This is a genomic window from Nocardia sp. NPDC050630 (genome assembly GCF_044457245.1).
Lineage (GTDB): Bacteria > Actinomycetota > Actinomycetes > Mycobacteriales > Mycobacteriaceae > Nocardia.
Genome location: NZ_JBITGN010000019.1, coordinates 1 through 20,412, shown reverse-complemented (window position 1 = coordinate 20,412; position 20,412 = coordinate 1). Strand labels below are relative to the sequence as shown.

23 protein-coding genes are annotated in these 20,412 nt (G+C 62.5%); 14 read left to right on the top strand and 9 right to left on the bottom strand.

Features of this window, described 5'->3' with window-relative positions; genetic code table 11:
* Positions 1-262 precede the first annotated feature (262 nt).
* The 4 genes from ACIBG0_RS33395 to ACIBG0_RS33380 form a co-directional block, all read right to left on the bottom strand.
* The gene (locus ACIBG0_RS33395) at positions 263-1,297 is read right to left on the bottom strand and encodes a phosphotransferase family protein (RefSeq protein ID WP_397038076.1); all 1,035 of its coding nucleotides are present in this window, start codon (positions 1,295-1,297) and stop codon (positions 263-265) included.
* Positions 1,294-2,508 (bottom strand): acyl-CoA dehydrogenase family protein, encoded by a 1,215-nt coding sequence (locus ACIBG0_RS33390; protein ID WP_397038074.1) that lies wholly within the window; start codon positions 2,506-2,508, stop codon positions 1,294-1,296. Before ACIBG0_RS33390 ends, ACIBG0_RS33395 begins: the two co-directional genes overlap by 4 nt.
* A 74-nt stretch (positions 2,509-2,582) precedes the next feature.
* A complete protein-coding gene (locus tag ACIBG0_RS33385) occupies positions 2,583-4,148 on the bottom strand; it encodes a long-chain-fatty-acid--CoA ligase (protein ID WP_397038072.1) in 1,566 nt (521 codons plus the stop codon).
* A 295-nt stretch (positions 4,149-4,443) separates the two neighbouring features.
* Complete coding sequence (locus ACIBG0_RS33380; protein WP_397038070.1) at positions 4,444-4,764, bottom strand: 2Fe-2S iron-sulfur cluster-binding protein; 321 nt, start codon at positions 4,762-4,764, stop codon at positions 4,444-4,446.
* Between the two features lie 622 nt (positions 4,765-5,386).
* Here ACIBG0_RS33380 and ACIBG0_RS33375 point away from each other — a divergent pair.
* Positions 5,387-6,028, top strand: a complete 642-nt coding sequence (locus tag ACIBG0_RS33375) for a TetR/AcrR family transcriptional regulator (protein WP_397038068.1) — start codon at positions 5,387-5,389, stop codon at positions 6,026-6,028.
* Positions 6,029-6,096: 68 nt separating this feature from the next.
* Here the strand turns inward: ACIBG0_RS33375 and ACIBG0_RS33370 are convergent, their stop codons facing one another.
* Positions 6,097-7,464 (bottom strand): phosphotransferase family protein, encoded by a 1,368-nt coding sequence (locus tag ACIBG0_RS33370; protein ID WP_397038066.1) that lies wholly within the window; start codon positions 7,462-7,464, stop codon positions 6,097-6,099.
* 213 nt (positions 7,465-7,677) lie between these two features.
* Here ACIBG0_RS33370 and ACIBG0_RS33365 point away from each other — a divergent pair, with 213 nt between their 5' ends.
* From ACIBG0_RS33365 to ACIBG0_RS33355, 3 genes are all read left to right on the top strand, one after another.
* Positions 7,678-8,931, top strand: a complete 1,254-nt coding sequence (locus tag ACIBG0_RS33365; RefSeq protein ID WP_397038064.1) for an acyl-CoA dehydrogenase family protein — start codon at positions 7,678-7,680, stop codon at positions 8,929-8,931.
* Between the two features lie 233 nt (positions 8,932-9,164).
* On the top strand, positions 9,165-9,590 hold the full coding sequence (locus ACIBG0_RS33360) for a hypothetical protein (protein ID WP_397038063.1): 426 nt from the start codon (positions 9,165-9,167) through the stop codon (positions 9,588-9,590).
* Between the two features lie 31 nt (positions 9,591-9,621).
* On the top strand, positions 9,622-10,350 hold the full coding sequence (locus ACIBG0_RS33355; protein WP_397038061.1) for a hypothetical protein: 729 nt from the start codon (positions 9,622-9,624) through the stop codon (positions 10,348-10,350).
* Between the two features lie 580 nt (positions 10,351-10,930).
* On the opposite strand, the gene ACIBG0_RS33350 is transcribed toward ACIBG0_RS33355, so the two are convergent.
* A complete protein-coding gene (locus tag ACIBG0_RS33350) occupies positions 10,931-11,116 on the bottom strand; it encodes a hypothetical protein (RefSeq protein WP_397038059.1) in 186 nt (61 codons plus the stop codon).
* A gap of 207 nt (positions 11,117-11,323) precedes the next feature.
* On the opposite strand from ACIBG0_RS33350, the gene ACIBG0_RS33345 reads away from it, so the two are divergent.
* The 5 genes from ACIBG0_RS33345 (at position 11,324) to ACIBG0_RS33325 (ending at position 14,471) form a co-directional block, all read left to right on the top strand.
* The gene (locus tag ACIBG0_RS33345) at positions 11,324-11,791 is read left to right on the top strand and encodes an NUDIX domain-containing protein (protein WP_397038057.1); all 468 of its coding nucleotides are present in this window, start codon (positions 11,324-11,326) and stop codon (positions 11,789-11,791) included.
* 142 nt (positions 11,792-11,933) lie between these two features.
* A complete protein-coding gene (locus ACIBG0_RS33340; RefSeq protein WP_397038055.1) occupies positions 11,934-12,719 on the top strand; it encodes a carbohydrate kinase family protein in 786 nt (261 codons plus the stop codon).
* 56 nt (positions 12,720-12,775) lie between these two features.
* Entirely contained in the window at positions 12,776-13,255 is a 480-nt protein-coding gene (locus ACIBG0_RS33335) for a hypothetical protein (RefSeq protein ID WP_397038053.1), read from the top strand.
* 97 nt (positions 13,256-13,352) lie between these two features.
* Positions 13,353-13,742, top strand: a complete 390-nt coding sequence (locus ACIBG0_RS33330; protein ID WP_397038051.1) for a hypothetical protein — start codon at positions 13,353-13,355, stop codon at positions 13,740-13,742.
* Positions 13,743-13,814: 72 nt separating this feature from the next.
* Positions 13,815-14,471, top strand: a complete 657-nt coding sequence (locus tag ACIBG0_RS33325) for a hypothetical protein (RefSeq protein WP_397038050.1) — start codon at positions 13,815-13,817, stop codon at positions 14,469-14,471.
* An 81-nt stretch (positions 14,472-14,552) separates the two neighbouring features.
* Here the strand turns inward: ACIBG0_RS33325 and ACIBG0_RS33320 are convergent, their stop codons facing one another.
* Positions 14,553-15,206 carry a hypothetical protein gene (locus ACIBG0_RS33320; RefSeq protein WP_397038049.1) on the bottom strand — a complete coding sequence of 218 codons (654 nt, stop codon included), beginning with the start codon at positions 15,204-15,206 and terminating at the stop codon, positions 14,553-14,555.
* 6 nt (positions 15,207-15,212) lie between these two features.
* Positions 15,213-15,647 (bottom strand): hypothetical protein, encoded by a 435-nt coding sequence (locus tag ACIBG0_RS33315; RefSeq protein ID WP_397038047.1) that lies wholly within the window; start codon positions 15,645-15,647, stop codon positions 15,213-15,215.
* 40 nt (positions 15,648-15,687) lie between these two features.
* Between ACIBG0_RS33315 and ACIBG0_RS33310 the strand changes: the two genes are divergently transcribed.
* The 5 genes from ACIBG0_RS33310 to ACIBG0_RS33290 all read left to right on the top strand — a co-directional run bounded on the left by ACIBG0_RS33310 (position 15,688) and on the right by ACIBG0_RS33290 (position 19,710).
* Complete coding sequence (locus tag ACIBG0_RS33310; RefSeq protein WP_397038046.1) at positions 15,688-16,707, top strand: XRE family transcriptional regulator; 1,020 nt, start codon at positions 15,688-15,690, stop codon at positions 16,705-16,707.
* Positions 16,704-17,603 carry a phosphotransferase family protein gene (locus ACIBG0_RS33305; protein WP_397038044.1) on the top strand — a complete coding sequence of 300 codons (900 nt, stop codon included), beginning with the start codon at positions 16,704-16,706 and terminating at the stop codon, positions 17,601-17,603. Before ACIBG0_RS33310 ends, ACIBG0_RS33305 begins: the two co-directional genes overlap by 4 nt.
* Positions 17,604-17,784: 181 nt before the next feature.
* Positions 17,785-18,318, top strand: a complete 534-nt coding sequence (locus ACIBG0_RS33300; RefSeq protein ID WP_397038042.1) for an SLATT domain-containing protein — start codon at positions 17,785-17,787, stop codon at positions 18,316-18,318.
* Positions 18,281-19,174, top strand: coding sequence for a nucleotidyltransferase (locus tag ACIBG0_RS33295; RefSeq protein ID WP_397038041.1), 894 nt, complete (start codon positions 18,281-18,283; stop codon positions 19,172-19,174). Before ACIBG0_RS33300 ends, ACIBG0_RS33295 begins: the two co-directional genes overlap by 38 nt.
* Before the next feature lie 173 nt (positions 19,175-19,347).
* Positions 19,348-19,710 carry a hypothetical protein gene (locus tag ACIBG0_RS33290; protein ID WP_397038040.1) on the top strand — a complete coding sequence of 121 codons (363 nt, stop codon included), beginning with the start codon at positions 19,348-19,350 and terminating at the stop codon, positions 19,708-19,710.
* 187 nt (positions 19,711-19,897) lie between these two features.
* On the opposite strand, the gene ACIBG0_RS33285 is transcribed toward ACIBG0_RS33290, so the two are convergent.
* The gene (locus tag ACIBG0_RS33285) at positions 19,898-20,131 is read right to left on the bottom strand and encodes a helix-turn-helix domain-containing protein (protein ID WP_397038039.1); all 234 of its coding nucleotides are present in this window, start codon (positions 20,129-20,131) and stop codon (positions 19,898-19,900) included.
* Positions 20,132-20,412: the final 281 nt, after the last annotated feature.

The window sequence follows — 20,412 nt, the reverse complement described above, 5'->3', positions numbered from 1 at the left end:
TGCCGGTGAGGCCGAAGTCGTGGGCGAAGCGGTCGACCATGCAAGCGAGCGATGCGCACCGTAGACAGGTAGGGCAGTGGCGCGAACTCGCCGCCAGTGGGATGGCGCGCCCAGCAGATCGTCGACCATCCCGTCGATCTGGCCCTTGGATCCATGATCACCGCGGTTCGAACGCAGCGTGGTGTCCGCAATGAGAGGCGCATTGCCCGGCAGACGGTCAGGTGCCGCCGCTCGGCGGATGGTGCAGTCTCGAGGTCTGCCGTCAAAGCAGCGCCGCTCGCGCGGCTACGGCCAGCTCCCGTGGTCGGGCGGCGAGCGCGTCGAGCGATGTCTGTGGGGTCCCCATCATTCCCGCCGCGTAACGCTCGTACACGCCCTCACTGATGCACGCGAGTCGCCACAGCGCGAAGCCGATGTAGTACGAGACATCGGATGTATCGCGGCCGGTCAGTCGCTGGTAGTCGGCGGCGAGTTCCGCCGCGGTGCGGAACCCGTCGGCGCGGCCTGGCGACCAGCCGTCATCGGCGTCGAGGGTCCACCACGCCGCAAGCCAGCCGAGGTCGGCGAGTGGATCGCCCACTGTCCAGAGCTCCCAGTCGAGGACAGCTTCGATCCTTCCGGCCGCCGACACCAGCATGTTGCCCAGGCGGAAGTCACCGTGGGTCAACCCGGTCCACCTCTGTGGGAGCCTGCGCTCGCTGAGAATGCTGTGGACGTCGACGATCTCCTGTGTACGGGGGGCGCCCGCACCAGCAATCTGGTGCATCCACAGCTCTAGTTGCTTGCTGACATAGGAGTCGGACTGCACACCGGGCCGCCGCCCGACCACGCCGGGATCGACTCGGTGCAGTTGCACCAGGGTGGCGACGGACTCGTCGGAGAGTCGCTGCCGCGCGTTTGCTGTGAGAGCTGCCGCCTTGTCCGCGCTGTCGATCACGATCCCTTCGACATGGTCCATGACGTAGAACTCGGCGCCGGTCACGCCCGGATCGGCGCAGAACGCGGCCGTCGGCGGGACGGGAACAGCGCTCGCCTGCAGGGCAGTGAGGATGCGCCACTCGCGTTCCATGCTGTGGGCGCCAGGGCGCAGCGGCCCGACGGGTGGTCGGCGGAGGACCCAGGATCGGCCGCGCTGATCGACGACCCGGTAGGTGAGATTCGAATATCCGCCCGCGAGCAACTCGAACGACAGCGGTGGCATCGCGTCCGGTACCGCGCTCCCGAACCACTTCTCGACGGCTTCCTGCTCCAGACCGATCATTCCGGAAGCCGCCGCGCTCGACGCATCAGTACTCATGACTTCTCCAGCTCGGTCCGAGCGATCGACCGAAGGTGCACCTCGTCGGGCCCATCCGCGATCCGCATCGCTCGTGCCGTCGCCCAGAGCAGCGCCAGCGGAGTGTCTCCGCTCACGCCAGCGCCACCATAGAGCTGCACCGCGTCGTCAAGGATGCGACTCACCCCTCGCGGTACCGCCACCTTGATCGCCGAGATCTCCGTGCGCGCCGCGCTCGCCCCGTGTTGGTCGATCAGCCACGCCGTCTTCAGTACAAGGAGCCGCAGCTGCTCGATGGTGATGCGCGCGTTGGCGATCCACTCGCCGACCACGCCCTGGCTCGCGAGGGGGCGGCCGAACGTGACCCGCTCCCTTGCCCGCTCCTTCATCAGGGAGATCCCGCGCTCCGCCATACCGATCGCTCGCATGCAGTGGTGGATGCGCCCCGGTCCGAGTCGCGCCTGAGCCATGGCGAACCCGGCTCCCGGCTCACCGATCAGGTTCGCGATGGGGACGCGCACGTCGTCGAAGCGGACCTCGCCGTGGCCGTTCTGGTCGGTATATCCGTAGTAGCTCAGATCCCGGACCACCGACACACCGGGAGTATCGACGGGCACAATCACGAACGAGTGCCGCCTCGACCGGTCGGCCTCGGGATTGCTGACGCCCATGACGATGTAGAACGCGGTGCGCGGGTCGAGCGCTCCGGTGGTCCACCACTTGCGCCCGTTGACGACGACTTCGTCTCCCTCGATCCGGATGCTGGTGCCGATGTTGCTCGCGTCGCTACTCGCGACGTCGGGCTCGGTCATGGCGAAGGCGCTGCGGATGTCTCCTCGCAGCAGCGGCGCCAACCAGCGCTCGCGCTGGGCATCGGTCGCGAAGAGGTCGAGCAGCTCCATGTTGCCGGTATCCGGCGCGGAGCAGTTCATCGCCTCCGGCGCGAGCTGCGGGTACCAGCCCGACCGCTCGGCGAGGGGGGCGTAGTCGAGGACGGACAGGCCGTGAGCGGGCTCGGCCGAGTGCGGCAGGAACAGGTTCCACAGCCCGCGCGCGCGGGCCTCAGCCTTGAGTTCCTCGAGAACGCCCGGCACCGCATGAGGGGTACCCGCAGCCGTGAGCTCGGCCCGCTGCTGCTCGTAACGGGCCTCCGCGGGGGCGACTCGACCGTCGATGAACGCATCGACGCGTTCGAGATAATCCCGCGCCCGCTGGCTCGGTTCGAAATCCATTCGGAGTCCTTCCTGGACAACTTGATGACACTGAGTTCGGTCTCAGCTCGGCTGGCAAACAACGAGGCGGCGAGTTACGTGCTCTCCATAGCGACGACGTGCTCCGCCACCTGTTGGCGCAGCGCCGGTTTGAGGACCTTGCCCGAGGCGTTGCGCGGCAGGGCGTCGAGCAGCAGCAGCTGGGTCGGCTTCTTATACGCGGCCAGCCGCGGCCGGCACCACTCGGTGATCTCGCCGAGCGACGGCGGGGCCGCGGGATCCAGCGGGACGACCACGGCGACCGGGGTCTCGCCCCACTTCTCGTGCGGCGCGGCGACCACCGCGACATCCGCGATCGCGGGATGCGCGGCCAGCACGTTCTCCACCTCGGCGCAGTAGATGCTCTCCCCACCGGAGATGATCATGTCCTTCTTGCGGTCGACGACATACAGAAATCCGTCCTCGTCCTCGCGCACAAGATCCCCGGAGTGGAACCAGCCACCCGCGAAGGCGTCCGCGGTCGCCTCTGGCAGGTTCCAGTAACCCTGCATGACGCTGGGACCCCGGTAGACGATCTCGCCGACCGCGCCGCGGGGGACGTCGTTCATCTCCGCGTCCACGATGCGGATGTCCACAGCCGGGACCGGGCGACCGATCGAGCCGATCTTGCGGATCGCGTCCTCACCGTCGAGCACGGCTGCAACGGGGGACATCTCGGTCTGGCCGAAGGTGCAGACATTCGGCACGCCGGGAAAGGTCGCGGCCATTCGCTCCAGCAGCGTAACGCTCGCCGGCGCCGCACCCCAGCACATCACCCGCAGGCGGGCGGCCCGCTTGCCCGCATCCGGCACGTCCACCACCGCCTGCCACTGCGCCGGCACCATGAACACATGTGTGACCCGCTCGCGCTCCAGGGTGTCCAGCATGATCTCGGAATCGAACCGGCCGCTCGGCATGACCACCGTGGTTGCGCCCGTCGCGATCATCGGCACGATGCCGGCGATCGCGGCGATGTGGAACATCGGCGAGGCACACAGGTTGATCTCGTCCCCGCGGTAGAGCCGCCAGCACCGGACCAGCGTCTGGGTCTGCACGGCCAGGTTCAGGTGGGTGAGCACCGCCCCTTTGGGACGGCCGGTCGTCCCGGACGTGTACATGAGCAACGCCGGGTCGAGCTCGCCGACCTCGACGGTGCGCTCGCGAGCCGGCCCCGCGGCCAGTGCGTCGAATTCCCCGTCCTCGACTCCGCTGACCAGCAGGATCGCCGGCTCGGCCAGCGCATGGCGAACCTCAGCGCCCAACGCGGCGAGGTCCGCGTCCGTGGCCAGCGCGACCGCCCCGCTGTCACGGAGGATGAACCGCACCTCGTCCGCGGACAACCGGAAGTTGACCGGCACGGCGATCGCCCCAAGCGCGTTGGCGGCCAACACGGTCTCCAGGAACTCGGGGCGGTTGCTCATCAGCACTGCGACCCGGTCCCCGCGCCCGACCCCCCGGTCCGCGAGGGCGCCCGCGAGGGCGGACACCCGTCTGCGTAGATCCGCCCAGGTCGTGGTTATGCCCTCGAACACGAGCGCGGGTCGGTCCGGCGTCAGGTGTGCGTGTCGGTCGATCTGGTCGAGCCAGTGCTGGTTACTGCTCGGCGGTCGCAGGGACGTCATCGTTCTCCTAGTTTGGAACCGGCGGGCCCCGACCCGCCCACATCTGGACAAACCACTCAGACGACCTCCCGGACACGGCGAAGAGCTGATCGATCCACCTGCTGGATCCCGCTGCGACTCGCCAGCGTGCTCGAGATCGGCTGAGCGACGGTGTCAGCTCCCCGATCCGGAGCCGCACCTTGAGATCGGCCAGCGAGTTGCCGATGGAGCGGGGACGACACGCTCGCCGCCCACGATTACCACGCGGTCATCCGGATGTGACTGCCCAATCGTCATCGTGCTCGGGACCGATCGACTACTGAGTCTTGGGAATGGTCACAACCATCCCGTCCAGGGCGACGTCGAACTTGACCTGGCAGGAGAGCCTGCTGCACTCCGTGGGTTCCTCCGCGGCCACCTCGAGCATGTCCACCTCGTCATCCGACCGCTCCGGGAGGAGCCCCGCCCACGTCTCGTCCACGAACACATGGCAAGTCGCACAAGACAACTCACCCCCGCATTCCGCCACAATCCCCGGCACCAGATTCGCCCGTGCCACCTGCATCACCGACTGGCCGTCAACGGCCTCGACCTCCTGCTTCGACCCGTCCGGCTGGACGAAAACCACACGACCCATAACGCGTTCCTTACGATCCTCGTTGATTCAAAACAGCGGCCTGCGTCCCTTTGCGGCTAACGCCCACCGACAAAAGTGGCAGGCACTCGCATCACACACACCGATTCCCGCAGCACCGCCGGTGACCACGATTACCGCATCGTTGAGGTCCGCCACGCCTTACCTCACTGTCCGGGGGATCAACCACATCGAGTCGTGTCACCTCCGCAGACGCATGATTTGTATGACGGTATCCCGCATACGGTCGGCTCGTCAACCACCCGTAGCCCCCACCCTGTCCGCCCGTCCTGTTCCATTACCGCGCGGCCGCGCGCAGCAGGTTGGGCTAGAGGTCGATGACCAAAGAGTCACCTACAGCGCGGGTCCTCGGCTGGTGTGGGATGAACCTGGCCAAATCGGAGGCCCGCACGATCCTCGCCATCGCGCCCACGCCGGCGCACGCGATCCGGCTCACCAAGGCCCGAATCGCTGCTGCGCTGCGCCGCGCCGGTCGTAAACGTGGCATCGACGATCTGGCCGCCGACGGTCGGTATCGAACGCCTTTTCAACGCAAGCCAGAGCGATCGGCGGTGCACCCTGCCCGACCTTCGAACGATCGTTCAGATCGCCTAGGGTGAGCAGCATGGTCAACGCGGAGAAGTCACGCCCGGGCTCCGGGCTTCCATCCACCACTCTCACGCTGCCGAGCGATGAGCCGACCGCTGCCGCATTGATCACCGCCGCCGTCGAGGTGATGGCGACACAGGGCTACCACGGCACCTCGGTGCGCGACATCGCCGCCGCGGCCGGTACCAGCGCGGCGATCCTGTACCACCATTTCGGCTCGAAGCAGGAGCTGCTCGCGATCCTGCTCGACCGCGGGCTCGACATGCTCGTCATGGCCACCGAGCAGGCACTCGATCTCGCCGGAGACGATCCGGCCGACCGGCTTCGAGCGATCGTCGATGCCCATGTGCGGATGCATCTGGAAGCGCAGCGGGAGAGCATGCTGGGCAACAGCGAGCTGCGCTCGCTCGACCCCGGTTCACTGCGCGTCGTGGTGGCCAAGCGGGACGTTCAGCAGCGAATCTTCGAACGGGTGGTGCGCGACGGCGTGCGCCGCGGGGTGTTCACGGCCCCACACCCCGAGGATGCGGCTCGATTCGTGACCACGGCTTGCACTGCCGTCGCGACCTGGTACCGACCGGACGGGCCACTGGTTCCGGACGAGATCGTCCGGCGATACCAGGAAATCGCCCTCGACGCGGTGCGATACCACCGATAGGACCGTTCACCGATCGAGAGACCCGGCTGCCGCGGAACACCAGTGCGCCGCGAGAGACCAGGTAGGCGTCACATTCCGCGGCCGCGGCCAGCGGGCGCGAGGTAGCGCGGGTTCGCGACAGCTACTTGCGCCGTGATCGAACTCCGCACCGCCGCAAGGACATTGGGGTCCTCGTCCGACACCGCACCATTGCGGATGCGGGCGGCCAGCTCACCGTCGTCCGCACAGCCGACAGCGGCCAGCCGGGCACGGTGCGCGGCCCTCTCCCCCGGTCCTAGCCGCAATTCCCGGCGGACGATGGTGAGCGCGTTCGCGGCGACCTTGGCGAGGTAGACGCTGCGCGGGTCTTCGATTCTCAGCTCCACCCGCAGGAAGCTGGTGACGGCGTCGAGCAGTTCGTCGACGGTCGGGCGGTCGTACACGGCGGGATGTTCGGCGGCGACAGACTCGCGGAGCGGGTCCACGACCACCGTCGCGTCGGTGAGACCGAGAGCGAGCAGAGCGTCGTGTTCCGCCTCCGCCATCCGCCTGCCCAGCACGGCCATCTCCACCGATTGCTCGGTCCCCCCGAGGTGCCGTTCGGCCTGCATGCGACAGAACACAGCCCATTTGGCGCAGGCAAGGGCCTCCCACCAGCGCACCGCCTCGGGATCCGGGATGTTCCCCGTCGCCCGTCCGTAGCTCTCGAGCAACTCGTCGTAGGACCCGAACCCGCCGACCTCGGGCTCCATGCCGAACCGCCAGGCACGCGCACACAACCAGCCGAGATCCTCGCGCGGGTCGCCGATATGGGCGAGCTCCCAGTCGAGCACGGCCGCTACCCCACCGTCGTCGATGAGCAGATTGCCGTTGCGGAAGTCGCCGTGGACCAGCGTGAACGAGACCGGCTCCGGGCGAGTCCGGGCAAGCCTGCGGAAGATCAGTTCCATCGCGGGCCGGTCCTCACCGAAGGCCGCGTGACTTTCGCGCAGACGGGCGAGCGGGTCGCGGTGCTCCTCGAGCCGGGGTACCTGCGCGGGTTCGATCGCATGGATGCGGCCGAGGATCTCGCCGAACTGGCTCACCAGTTTCGGCCGGACCGCAGCCCAGTGGTCATCCTTGAGCAGCCGGTGCGGAAGCGTCTCGCCGTCGAGCCGTTCCATCAGCAAGTAGGGACTGCCCATGCCGTCCGAGCCGTCGCCGTGGGCCACCAGGGCAGGAACGGGGACGCCCGCTCCCGCACACGCGCGGAAGCAGTCGGCCTCCCGCGCCATTCCCGCGGCGTCCGGCGCTTCGGGTGGGTCGCGACGCAGTATCAGCCCGCGCCCCCCGGCGTCCAACGCCCACGTCTCACGGCTGGCCCCGGCCGAAAGCCGACGCAGGCCCGTGATCGAAGCACCCGCCACGCGTTCGAGCGTGCTGGACAGGACGTCTTCGGCGGCCGTCATCGAGAACATGACGCCCCCTCTCTTGTTCGACACTAATCATGGGTATACACCATAGCTTCTTCGACCAATCGTTTAACAAAGCATTGACAGTCCAGCTAGACCGCCATATTTTGTTTCAAACGCTCGTTCAATGAATTGGCACCGAAGAGACGGAAGAGGACGACTGATGACTACCGATCCCACGGGCATCCAGGCCAGCCGACGCGAGACCGGGTGGCAGGTATGAGCAACGGACTGCCGCCGGACGTGACCAACCTCCTCCACCGGCTCGACGTATTCATCGACACCGAGATCACCCCGATGGAAGAGCAAGACGACAACCGCCGCTTCTTCGACCACCGCCGGGAGTGGGCCCGCACCGATTTCGAGAACGACGGCCTCCCCCGTCCCGAGTGGGAGGAGCTCCTCGCCGATGTCCGCAGGCGGGCGGATGTGGCCGGCTTCTACCGCTATGCGCTGCCGAAGGAGCTGGGCGGCAGCGACGGCTCCGACACCGCCATGGCCGCCGTCCGAGAACATCTCGCCCATCGGGGTCTCGGATTACACAATGATCTGCAGAACGAACACTCGGTCGTCGGCAACCTCGTTTTCGCGCACCTGGTCCACCTCTTCGGCACCGAGGCGCAACGCGAGGAACTCGTCGAAGGTCTGATCACCGGCGGCAAGGGCCTGACGTTCGGGTTGACCGAGCCGGAACACGGCAGCGACGCGACCTGGTTGGAGACGACTGCCCGTCGGGTCGGGGGCGACTGGGTCATCAACGGGGCCAAGCGGTGGAATACCGGGATCCATACGGCCACCCACGCTCTCATCTTCGCCCGGACCTCCGGCGAGCCCGGCTCGGCGAAGGGGATCACCGCCTTCCTCGTCCCCACCGACGCACCGGGCTTCGAGGTCCCCTTCTACTGGTGGACGCTGAACATGCCCACCGACCACGGGGAGGTCCTGCTCCGCGACGTGCGTGTGCCTGCGTCGGCGATTCTCGGCCCGGCAGACGAGGCCTTGTCCATCGCGCAGACCTTCTTGCACGAGAACAGGATCCGGCAGGCCGCGGCCAGCGTCGGGGCGGCGCAGTACTGCATCGACCGCGCCGTCGCCTACGCCAACCAGCGGCACACCTTCGGCCGACCCCTGTCCACTCGGCAGGCGATCCAGTGGCCCCTGGTGGAGCTGCACACCGAAGCCGAGATGTGCCGGACGCTGATCCGCCGCACGGCCGCCGACCTCGACGAGCGCAAGGCCGAGGGACTGCCGGCAGTCTCGATCGGCCACATGGTCTCGATGTGCAACTACCGGAGCAACAGGCTCGTCTGCGAAGCCGCCGACCGCGCGATGCAGGTTCACGGCGGCATCGGCTACTCACGTCACGAACCGTTCGAGCACATCTACCGCCATCACCGCCGGTACCGGATCACCGAAGGCGCCGAGGAAGTCCAAATGCGGCGGGTCGCAGGCCAGCTGTTCGGATTCCTCTGAGCACCACCACAGTGGTCTTACTCAAACCGACGTCCGAATAGACGCCGGTTAGCGTAGGCTCATCTGTCCGTTGACCTTCCAGGGCCTTCGCATCGCGGAGGCTCTGGTTTGTGTCTGCCTCTAGGCCCTTCTCTGTACGTCGTGCACTGAGCGACAGCACAGGCGCGAGTGCCGTTTCCTGGCGACCCGTTCGATGCCGCCTCGCGGCCCGCAGAAAGTCGTCGAATGGTGGCTTGAGGCTGTCGGCCACCACGCCGTCCTCATCCAAGTATTTCGATTACGGGGATCTGGCGGCACGGGAAATGCCGATGTGGGTTGATAGTGTCATCCAGCATGATTTGAAGAACGATAAGAAGAGAACCTGGCCGCGGCCGCTAATATGTGAATCTCTCGAAATTGGATTCCTCGGCAATTCGACTCCGAAAAAGGCCAAGAAGCGCTATCCTGATCTACGGAAACATGAGCTAATGAGCGCCAGCTTTGTCCGACCACTTGAAGCTGCCGATGTTTCCAATGCCGTACCGCAGCACGGCGAGCGTATTTCGGACGATTGTTACGATCAATATCTTTCATATCACTATAGTGGCGTTGAGGATTTGCAGCTAAGCCAATGGGCGACGGCTCGGGAGAGCTTCGAAGCCAGTTTTGCGCTTATGTGATGTAGTCGACGGAAAAGAAGCTTTGTCCTCTATGAAACTTGCGCCGGTCCAGCGGTTAGTAGAGGTTGGAGTATTCAGCAACGATGTGTTTCTTTCCGCAGAATATATCGAGTACGGTTCGGATCTTCTGGAGGAGCATCCCGAATCGACATGGACATCTGGCGCTCTCGATGTATGGTTCGTCGAGAAGTTTATTCGGTGGTTGAAAATCACCGACATGGAAATACGCCTACGTCGGTATAAAGAAAGATCATTCGATGATCCTGACGAGTTAGGTGAATCATTTCAAGATGTGGCGACAGACCTGTTTGCGTCGGACCTTCAGGTTGCCTGGTTTGAGTCAATGTTCTGCGGTTTGAAGTCTCAGGTGCTCATTCCCGATATCGGCGGTTTCCTTGTGGAAAGATATAATAAGCTAGCATCTGTTTGCATGTACCCGATAGGACGTGCTGTAAATCAACTATCCATGCTCAAGATGATGCTGGATGCAATTGACCATTCAGCCGCCGAAGAGGTGGCAAAACGCGCTCGTCAACTCTCGAAAGTATTCGCGAAAGCGAGCTGTCATTATTGGTATGCTGACGCATTGAATACAGCGTACGCGGCGGAAATAATCTGGCGGCGGTCGACAGAGAGTATTGAAGAAGCGAGGTCGACCGCGCATGCTGCGCTAAGCAAAGTTGCTCGTGACGACAGACTGATGCTGGCTGAATCGGTAGCTGAGGGCTCCGGTCCTGCGGGCTTGCTATTGCTGTTCTGAATTAGGGTCGGTATCGCTCATCCCAACCCACGGTGGTCGTCGAATCGGCGTCTGCCGCAGCGGAGGCCAGATGTCCTGTATCCGTGGCAGTACTTCAGTATCCGCCTCAGCCCGCGGCGAGCGGCGAGGTTTCCGTTCGCCTCGCCCACGCACGCCCCTGACCTCTGGCGCCACCGCCGGCCTGGACCGAAGGTAAATGTCGTCCTCCGCGGGGTACGCGTCGTCACCGCCACTGCGACGCTCGAAGTGCTCGACCGAATGCCTGCCCAGTGTATGAATCTTTCCCCGCGACATCCCCATCCAAAAGCTCAGTGCCGCCGTGAGGAACACCGACGCAGGCCACAGAATCAATCCCAGTAGCAACATCCGGCTACAGATCGTCCTCGTCCAGCAGCAAGAGGTACGCCGCCTCCAGGTGAACAACGCAGTCGTCCGGACAGCGGAAGCGGTGAATATACCGAAGCTCCCGAGCTCGCTCGACCGTCAAGTCCATGAGGTACACCTGGCACATGAACTCGGCCAACCGGCCATCCGCCTGCACAAACGTCCTATAGTTCGCGCGATCTGACATCGACATGGATCACTCCCAAAGACGGGCGCACGGCAACGTCGGGAGGTCCTCCGTCACGTAGTCGTCAACCGTGACAACAACTCCAGGCGATCCCTGCGTCAGCTCATCGGCCACGCTTTGCGCCTGCTCCGCTGATGCTTGGTAGTCCTTCTTCAGCTCACCGGATTCGATCCGAATGTGGCGCGGATTCCGCATATCCGCCATCCCGTTTCGGTTGTTGGCCAAATTGCCTGGTACGAGGGTGAATCGGGCGCGTCAACGGGTCCATGTGCCGATGCGGTGGCCCGGTATACGTCCGGCGTATATTCCCCCACCACCGTGGGCATTAGGCTGGCCTCGCTCGCTCGTTCCTTGTTGCAAACCCCCAGCTCAACTACTATGGAAAGAGGGGATTTTCACTTCATGACTGACACAGTCACCAAGCAAGCTCACGGCTCAGATACCCGCCGCCACAAGGTCACTGGCGATGTTCACCTTGTGCTGCGCCGCGGCAACGAAGTGCTCTTCGGCCAGCGCCAAAACACCGGCTTCGAGGATGGCGCGTGGCATCTGCCCTCCGGCCATCTCGAAGCCGACGAATCCGTCATCACTGCCCTGATCCGCGAAGCCGAAGAAGAGATCGGCGTCAGCATTAAGCCCGAAGACGTTCACTTCTCGCACATCATGCACAACTCCTCGTCCGGCGGCCGGATAGCGTTCTTCTTCACCGTGCAGAATTGGCAGGGCGAGCCCGACAACCGCGAGCCGGATAAATGTGCTGCGCTGGAATGGTTTTCGACCGATGCGTTGCCCGATCACATGATCGACTACTGCCGGGTGGCCATGCAGCACATCGCCAAGAGCCAGCCCTTCTCGGTTTACAGCTGGTAGCACGATGACGCTCCGGTCCGGTCCGGTGGTGTGTGTCAGCTACCTGGCGCTGGCGGAGCTATGGACCGTGCCCCAGTTCCCACGGGTCAACCACGGGGCACCCATCAGCAGTATCGAACGATCCGTGGCAGCAGACGGACCCATGGCAGCGGCGGCGCTCGCCTCGATGGGAGCGCCAGTTCGCCTCCTTTCCAACGAGATCGGAGACGACGAGTACGGCCACTTCGTACGGCAGTGGCTCACCGAGCATCACGTGACGCCTCCTGCCGGTACTCCAGGAGCCACCACACCGCGGATCGTCGTGGCTGCCGACGATGCTCACTCCCGCACATGGTTCGCCCATCTGCCCGATGTCGTTGCCAGCCTGGAGCACGTGGACCTGGCGCCGATCGCCACAGCCTCGTTCTTGTACGTCGATGGCTACGAAATCATCGAGCACGCAGTTCTGCGCGTGATCGAAGCTGGCCACGCGGCCAAGTTGCCGTTGCTCCTCAACCTTGGCGGCTCCAACCTTTCCGAGCCTGTAGCGGCGGCCGTGGCCGGCTACCCGCACCTCTTTATCCAGACCAACGTCGATGACGCCGAGCACCTGGAGGCCCCGGCCGTCGCAGCCACGCTGCGAGAGCAGACGGGCGCGGACTGGGTGATCGTGACGGCTGGTTCCTTCGGCGCGGTGGCAGTAAGCCATTCGGAAGTAGTTGCCGTGCTGGCGTTTCCGGTAGAGGTTCGGCATACGCACTGTGCGGGGGCCGCGTTCTCGGCGGGGCTACTCTATGGCCTACGGGATGGTTGGTCGATGGGGCGCAGCATGACGTCCGGGTCGGCGAGTGGGGCACTGCGGTGCTACCGGTCCCAGGGTGCCCCGTTGCCTAACCTGGACGAACTTCACGAAATGGTGCGCCAAGCAAACCTGTTGCCGCAGTGGTGACATCGAGTGTTTGAAGCCTGACGCTGTTTGTCGGTGCCACTGCATAAGCTGAGCGAGTGAGCATGCCATCCATCCGCGGATTTACGGAGCGGCCCCGCAACGACACCCTCGCCGATCTGTGGACGAAACCCGCTGGCGAATACCCTGCAGCCCTGTGGCCTGCTGATGCGCTACAGACGGTGACGACGCAGCCCACCGGATGGCTGACGATCGAGCAGCTCACGTCTAACGCCGACATTCGGGAGGGGCGCGGGTGTGTCTTGGTGGCACCTGATCATGCCCCGGACGCGCTCGAAGACACCCAATGGGTTGGACGCTATCTCGGAAGCATCGAGGTCTGGGCGAATGGCGGATTCGACACGGGTCTCTTCAAGAGCGAAAACGACGTGGACCTTGAATTTTTTGTGCAGGCACGGCTGCCAACGGGGGCAGGACTTCCAGTAGTCGAAGTCGCATATCCCTTCCTCTGGTACTGGGATGCACATCCAGTTAATAACGAGCTGGGAGTATCTGAACAGCGCGGGTCGAAAGTGTGATCTCATCCGCTATGAGTTCACGGCGGACAGATGGACTATCGAGGTACGAGCACTGGAATTTAGGCAATATCTTGCCGCGTCTGGAAAAAGCGCTGTAATGCAGGTCGAATTCATGCGGTATGCTGACGGGCCGGAATTTGAACGGGTTGATGATACGTTCAAGAACGAGTGGGCGCATATGCACTTCGGTGCGTTGACCGATCGCATGCTGAGCCGTCCGTCCTTTTCATTCGCGATGGGCCGATACATACTCACTGGATTGCGTAAACCGCGCGTACCAAGATTTGAAGACCGCGAACAGGACAGCGACTATCCCTCGTTTATCTACGGCGTCGCCCCAGAAACGCATACTCCACTTAAACACACGTGCGATCCAGATAAGCTAGGGACATATTTCGACCGCGACGGTGAACGACTGCACTATTTGACGCCCATCTATTTCAATCGCGAAGTTCTGCAACCATACGCCGCTGAGCCGAACACCTAAAGGATCACCGCAACTCGTCTCACTTGCCTGAGCTTGTGGGGTGTCGATATCAGCTTTAATACTGTGGGATTGGTGGAGGTGTATCTTGGCGACCTTGGGCGAAGCGTGCCCTCGGACGAGTGGGCGCATTGGCTGAGGCACAACGTCGAGCCCGAAGGAGAAATGGAAGAGGGACGTTTCAGGAGGGATTTCCTGAATCAATGGGCGAATTCCAAAGACATACCCGGCGACCTTCGCCGCGCCCGAGAAAAGGCAACGCGCATATCGGAAAAGTTGCTTGGCAAACCTCTCTGGCGGGAGTTGACTGGCGACACTGCTGCAGAGTGGGAATCAATGATCGGGCCCCTGAATAAGGACCCTATATCGCTGGGAAAATCCCTACTCATTTTGCCCATCACCATGATCGACGCGGTTGACCCAGCGCCACTTAAAACCTACCTCGAAGGAGCGGAGAAAGGTGAACGCTCGCTCAGCCTGCTTCAACGATTTGCAGAAAAGCTGGGTGACGAAGAAAATTGCACTGCCATCCTTCGACATCTTTGGGAGTTTCGATCGAAAGGCGGAGTTGCGCATCTCGCCGGAGCGGATGCGCCGAAAGCGCGACACGATCTCGGAATTGTGGCCATGACGAACCTTCAGGCATTCGAGTCAGTAGTACAGCGGATCACGGATATGCTCAACACCCTCGTAGCTTTGATGGAGAATAAGCTACCGGCCGATGAGGGGTAGCGAGCTCGACTCGGTGGTGCCTGCGGCTGCGCCCGGCCGGTTCTCAGTCCGGCAGGGCGCAGCGGTAGCCAACGGCACTCGCTAGAACACTCCCCACTTCTCCAACCACCCAGTCACTTCCGCGAACCGCCTTCGGTTCATCTGCTTCGCCTTGGCCTCCACGTCGGATTCATCTTTCGCCCCGTACTGCCACCACGCCTCGTTCGTGTGCCCGTCCATCACCAGGAACTTGTCCTTGACCGCAGGCCCGCGGACCACAAGGCTCACCGTAAACGGCTCGGCCACCACCGCATGCACCATCGAGTGGTGCAGGGCGTACGTCGCGCCCACCGGCTCCTCCCGAACATGCAGCACCGGCAGCTTGCTCGGCTCCACCTGCTCGTCCAGCTCTGTGTTGCCAAACAGGTAATGCCGGTAGTGGCCACACAGAATCCGGCTCGCGTAGCTCCAACGGTGGTTGTGCGGCCGGTCGAAGTACCCCGGCAAGAACACGTGCAGCCGGACCCGTACCCCCGGATCGTCCTCACTGGCCAGCACGATCTTGTCCAGGATGTCGTAGTGCTCGCAGAGGCCCATCAGCTCCGGCCGGTTCGCTAAGTCGTTCAGCCGGCCCCGGATAACGCTCGGATTCGCCGCCAGCTCGTCCAGTACCGCCCGAGTCGTCTGCTCCACTTCGTCGATGTCGTCCCAGTCGATCCAGCACAGTTCCTCGACCACGCGGTCCATATCGTCCATTTCGGTTCACTCCTCAGGCTTGGCGCTGGATTTCCACAGACGGCAGACGGGCACGATGTCCTCGTAGGCCGCGCAGGACGATTCGCCCATGACGACCTCTTCGGCCGGGCAGCCGCCCATGCAACCGGCCGATTTGCAGCCCCCGCAGGAGCTTTCGCTGAGCACGTTGGTGAACAGATCGAACTCGTTGGCGCCGTGGTTCAGCTGGACCTGGCCGTCGACCATCTGGGCGAAGTACAGATCGGTGTCGAACAGATACGAGCAGACGTAGCAGCGACCATCCGGAAAGATTGAGATCCGATCCAGCGTCCGGCCGATGCATCCCTGGTAGCCCTCGGCGGCGTAGCGCTCCATCTGGTCGCGTCGGGCATACGTCGGCTGGTACCAGATCCGTGTCTTGTATTCGGGCGCAGCCTCATTCAGGCGGTCGCAGAACGCCACCCACTCACTGCCAGGCAGTGACGTCGCTACGCTCGATGATGTGAAACGCCAGGACTTTCTCCGTGCGGCTCTCGGCGTCACGGCGACCGGCGCTGCTGCACCGTTGATCGAGCTGCTGAGAACCATCGAGCCCACTCCCGTGCCGTCGCTGGTTGGCGCGGCCGAGATTGAGCAGATCCGTACGGCGGCCCGCGAGTTCAGCACTTGGGACCACACCTACGGTGGCGGGTTGGTGCGTGAAGCCGTGGGTGCGCAACTGCGGTATGCCGTGAGTCTGCTCAACGCTCGATGCGCGGAGAAGTATCGGGCTGACCTTCAAAGCGCGGTTGGCTTCCTTGGCCATACCGCGGGTTTCATGGCCTTCGACGCCTACGCGCACGGTGATGCTCGCAGTATGTTTCGGTTGGCGTGGACCTGCGCCGAAGAGGCCGGCGATTGGCACCTCCGGGGCAAGGTGCTCTCGTCGATGGCTCGTCAGGCGATCTGGTGCGGTGATCCCGACGCCGGACTGACCTTCATCGAGCTGGCAATGGTGCGCTCTGATCGGCTGACGGCCACCGAGCGCGCCATGCTGAACGCTGCACGAGCACGGGCACTCGCGAAGCTGCAACGGGTCGAGGAAGCGATCAGGGCAGTTGGACAGGCGGACGAGGAGTTTTCACACGCCTCACCCGAGGACGATCCGCCTTGGATGGCGTACTACGACGCAGCACAGCACTCGGGCGATACTGGCCACTCGCTGTTCGATCTGGCCCTTGGCGGGCGGTTCGTCAGCGAGGCTCGTTCGAGGCTGCAAGCGGCGGTAGATGGGCACACCGAGTCATATGTCCGATCGCGGGCGATCTCGGGTATCAAGCTGGCGTCACTGACCATGGCGAAAGGTGATCCCGCCGAAGCTGCGAGTTTCGGCACCGCGGCCCTTGTCGATGCTGGACATATCCGATCGCGGCGGGCTGCTGATGACCTTCGCGAGTTGGCCAGCTTTGCCGACTCGCACAGTGGGGCAACGGAAGTCGAGGAGCTTCGATCTCGCATCGGCTCGACCTTGGCGAGCGTATGACCGCGGAGCTGGCAGACAACGAAGTGTTGTCGGTGCTGCGTACTGCGTGTCTGGCGGTTGGACTCGATCCTGAGGGCGCTGAATTGCTGGGCCTCAGTGAGAACGCCATCTACAAACTGCCCGGTGACGTAGTGGTACGTATCAGCCGGACAGGGCAACGGACGGCCGCCCGGCGTGAGGTTGATGTAGCCCGATGGCTGGAGAATTCCGGCATTCAGGCTGTCCAGGTGATCCCTCATATCGAACAGCCGGTGGAGGTCGATGGCCGGTCAGTGACGTTTTGGCGCGAGTTGCCACCCCATCAGCACGGGACACCTGCCCAGGTAGCTGCCGCGCTCAAGCAGCTGCATGCCCTGGCACCGCCGGCGGATTTCACGCTTGGCGAGCTGGCGCCGTTCGTCCGGTTGGAAGAGCGGATCGAGGCCGCTTCGATCCTGTCCGATGGCGATCGGCAGTGGATGCGCGAATACCTGGCGGAGCTGCGCCAGCGGTGGGACGAGCTGCCAGAGGGCTTGCCGTGGTGCGTGATTCATGGTGATGCGTGGGTTGGCAACGTCGTCTCGACGAACGACGGCCGGGTGATCCTGCTCGATCTGGAGCGAACCTCGATCGGGCCGCCGGAGTGGGATTTGGTGCATACGGCGATCAAGCAGACGTCGTTCGGCTGGATCAGTGCGAAACAGTATGCCGAGTTCTGCGATGTATATGGGTATGACGTCACGGATTGGGTGGGTTTCGGGCTTCTTCGTGATATCCGGGAGTTCCGGATGACGACGATGGCCGCTCAGAGTGCAACTGAAAATCCGAAGGACCGGGAGCAGGCTGCTCATCGGTTGGCTTGCATTCGTAGTGATTGTGGACCACGGCCATGGTCAGGTTGGCGCGCGTTGAGTTAGGCAACGCCTGACCGACTACCGAGAAATGTTTTTGGGGGGATGGGATATCTTGAAGTTGACTTTAATTTTGGCTCGCTGTTAACTAAGTTGTAAGGAAGGTCTCAATTATGGCGCACACCACTACGCATCAGCGCAGAACATTTCTCTTGGGGACGCCTTTTGGGGTTGAGACTGTCGAGCGATGAGCACCCAAGAAGAGTCGGCATCCAAGACTGCCATCGAAAAGGAGCTGCATCGACTGGAGGAGAGCGCCATGTATAGTACTCAAGGACAGTTCGAGCAGGCGAAATTGTGGCGCGGCATCAATTTGTTGGTTGGAGTGCCCGCCGCTGTTCTGGCAGCAGTTTCCGGAGCCACTGGCCTTGCTGATGCAGCTAATCGTATTATGGCCGCCTACTTGGCACTCGGCTCGGCTGGACTAGGCGCTCTTGTGACTCTACTCAATGGTAATCGCCGGACGCAGCAGGCTCATGGAGCCGCAAACGCTTACCTCGAAGTGCAAACTGCTGCCCGACAGCTGCGCGAAATCGACCTTTCGGTGAAATCCTACGACGACGTTCGTGCCGAATTGCAAGAGCTGACTGCTCGCCGCGATGAGATTAATAAGACTGCCGATATACCATCGCGATACGCACACTGGCGTGGCAGCCGAAATATTTCAGACGGTGGACAGAGTTATGCGGCAGACGATGATGGGGAAAGAAATGGCAACTGATCCAGCGGCGGCATTCAAGACCTTCATCGGCCAACTGACGCCAAGCGCGGCAGATAGATCAGTAGCATCATCCCATCGTCAGTCTATTTACAACAAGATGGATTCATCGTTCGGTCTGTACCGAATGTTTGAGAGCGGCTCGTTTAATCATGGCACCGGGGTAAAGGGTTTCAGCGATGTCGACTATTTCACATCGCTAAAAACAACCCCGCCTCAGTACTCGTCGAGCACCCTGACCGCGGTCCGAGATGCCTTGATCCTGCGATTTCCGAACACTGTCGTACAAGTGCGACGCCCAGCAGTTGTGGTGAAATTTGGTTCTGGATATGAGACGTGCGAGGTAATTCCAGCTTTTCCGAAGGAGACGGTTCGAGAAGGCGAGATGAAGTTTCTCATCCCGGGCTTGACCACTGAATGGCTCGAATCTACGCCCGAAGCGCATCTCAAGTACGTCAATGAGTGCAATCAGACACCGAGTGAGGGGTATGCTAAGTCTTTCGCCAGGCTGATCAAGGCGTGGAAGTACTATCGCAACGTCCCAATTTCGTCGTTTTACCTTGAGATGCGTGCGGCGAAATATACTAGGGAGCAGTCCACTGTTATATATGCTTATGATCTGGCCATATTTCTGAGTAGGCTCCTAGGTGACGACCTCGCGGCTATGAACGATCCGACTGGCACAACCGGGCGGATTCATCCGTGTTCTAGTGACGCGAGTAAAGCCGACGCTCTATCGAAGCTCGGTACTGCTTCCGTGCGGGCAACGAACGCGGCTTCGGCGCACAAGAGTGGCAACAACTCTCTTGCGTTTTACTATTGGGATCAGCTGTTCGACGGTCATTTTCCAGCTTACTGACAGGGAGTGTCTACGTTCGAGGCTGCTGAGCAGCTACTCCATGCGCTGATGTTAAGGTTGATAAATTAAATCGCGTAGCTATTTCTACTACATCTTTTTCGGTCAAACTATAGCAAAATAGATGGCTTTCTCTTATAATAAGATTAGATAAATGGTAAGCGGAGATACGCAACATGATCAACCCTCAAACCCATATAGAAACACCAAAAGTAGACGACTCAAAGACTGCTGAAGCCCAATACGCGGATGCCCTGGAACTGCTCGCCAACCACGGCTACGTCGCTGGAATTGCTGACACAGGTGGCGGCTGCGAAGCCATCGAAATCATTATTGACGATGATCATCGCGTGCTTGCCACCGACAAGGACGAACTTCTCGCCTGGGAGCGCGCGGACCACCAGGGATGGCGAGCCGGCCTGTACCTTGAGGACGATCTCGAAAAGTCTGTGACCACCGACGATTGTTCCGCAGAGGGGTTGTTGAGCCTGGTGAAGCCGCTCCTGGCGGATCGTTCCAAAGTAGCTCTTGCGAGTTAGCGCTTGTGCTACCGCAGTCCCCTGCGCGTACCTTCCCGCATTTCGGAGCTTGGCTTGACGAGGTGATCGGCTGACGGCCCATGGCACCGGGCTGCGATCCGGCTACTTCTCCCTCCCATGCGAATCCCGCATCCTTACCCCACGCTTCCGCAACTGATGCCACACTGTCCCCGGTTCGGGGTGAACCTCAGGTATACAACCACTCGGCTTCTGCGGCCTGCTCGGGCGATAGCCCCTGGCGGCGTATCTTCACTCCGTTGGCGCGCAGCAGCTTCAGGACGGTCTCCTTCGCCAACCCGTGCTCCTTGGCAAGTTGAGTTGAGTGCCTGCCGGCTCGGTACCGCGCCACGATCTCATCAACTTCCGCTTGCTTCAGGTGCCGCTTCCGTCCAGGGCTTGGTACATACACTGGCCGAGCCATTGTCGACTGCAACTGCTCGTACCGTTTCTCCCGCTCAGCCGCCCGCTGACTTAGGTGAACCTTCCTTGAGTAGGATCGGAGGAGGCCCACGCGTGCGCTTTACGACGAAACAGGAACCCTTGGGCCCGATCCTTCGGGCACGGTGGTTTCTTGCAGCGCAGTTCTCTGGTGGTGGGGGCGCAAAAAGGGGTTTAGCGCCCCCCACCCCCCCCCACCCCACAACCCCCCACGGCCCGGGTGACCGCGCATCCGGAAGACCACATCCCCCCCCCCCCGACCGG

Bases quoted from the DNA above. Each gene is read 5' to 3' on its own strand.
- ACIBG0_RS33285 (WP_397038039.1), bottom strand. From the start codon at position 20,131: ATGGCTCGGCCAGTGTATGTACCAAGCCCTGGACGGAAGCGGCACCTG.
- ACIBG0_RS33375 (WP_397038068.1), top strand. From the start codon at position 5,387: ATGGTCAACGCGGAGAAGTCACGCCCGGGCTCCGGGCTTCCATCCACC.
- ACIBG0_RS33390 (WP_397038074.1), bottom strand. From the start codon at position 2,508: ATGGATTTCGAACCGAGCCAGCGGGCGCGGGATTATCTCGAACGCGTC.
- ACIBG0_RS33370 (WP_397038066.1), bottom strand. From the start codon at position 7,464: ATGTTCTCGATGACGGCCGCCGAAGACGTCCTGTCCAGCACGCTCGAA.
- ACIBG0_RS33340 (WP_397038055.1), top strand. From the start codon at position 11,934: ATGGCAGCGGCGGCGCTCGCCTCGATGGGAGCGCCAGTTCGCCTCCTT.
- ACIBG0_RS33320 (WP_397038049.1), bottom strand. From the start codon at position 15,206: ATGGACGATATGGACCGCGTGGTCGAGGAACTGTGCTGGATCGACTGG.
- ACIBG0_RS33290 (WP_397038040.1), top strand. From the start codon at position 19,348: ATGATCAACCCTCAAACCCATATAGAAACACCAAAAGTAGACGACTCA.
- ACIBG0_RS33295 (WP_397038041.1), top strand. From the start codon at position 18,281: ATGCGGCAGACGATGATGGGGAAAGAAATGGCAACTGATCCAGCGGCG.
- ACIBG0_RS33305 (WP_397038044.1), top strand. From the start codon at position 16,704: ATGACCGCGGAGCTGGCAGACAACGAAGTGTTGTCGGTGCTGCGTACT.
- ACIBG0_RS33330 (WP_397038051.1), top strand. From the start codon at position 13,353: ATGCAGGTCGAATTCATGCGGTATGCTGACGGGCCGGAATTTGAACGG.
- ACIBG0_RS33385 (WP_397038072.1), bottom strand. From the start codon at position 4,148: ATGACGTCCCTGCGACCGCCGAGCAGTAACCAGCACTGGCTCGACCAG.
- ACIBG0_RS33300 (WP_397038042.1), top strand. From the start codon at position 17,785: ATGAGCACCCAAGAAGAGTCGGCATCCAAGACTGCCATCGAAAAGGAG.
- ACIBG0_RS33355 (WP_397038061.1), top strand. From the start codon at position 9,622: ATGAAACTTGCGCCGGTCCAGCGGTTAGTAGAGGTTGGAGTATTCAGC.
- ACIBG0_RS33380 (WP_397038070.1), bottom strand. From the start codon at position 4,764: ATGGGTCGTGTGGTTTTCGTCCAGCCGGACGGGTCGAAGCAGGAGGTC.
- ACIBG0_RS33345 (WP_397038057.1), top strand. From the start codon at position 11,324: ATGACTGACACAGTCACCAAGCAAGCTCACGGCTCAGATACCCGCCGC.
- ACIBG0_RS33365 (WP_397038064.1), top strand. From the start codon at position 7,678: ATGAGCAACGGACTGCCGCCGGACGTGACCAACCTCCTCCACCGGCTC.
- ACIBG0_RS33395 (WP_397038076.1), bottom strand. From the start codon at position 1,297: ATGAGTACTGATGCGTCGAGCGCGGCGGCTTCCGGAATGATCGGTCTG.
- ACIBG0_RS33350 (WP_397038059.1), bottom strand. From the start codon at position 11,116: ATGCGGAATCCGCGCCACATTCGGATCGAATCCGGTGAGCTGAAGAAG.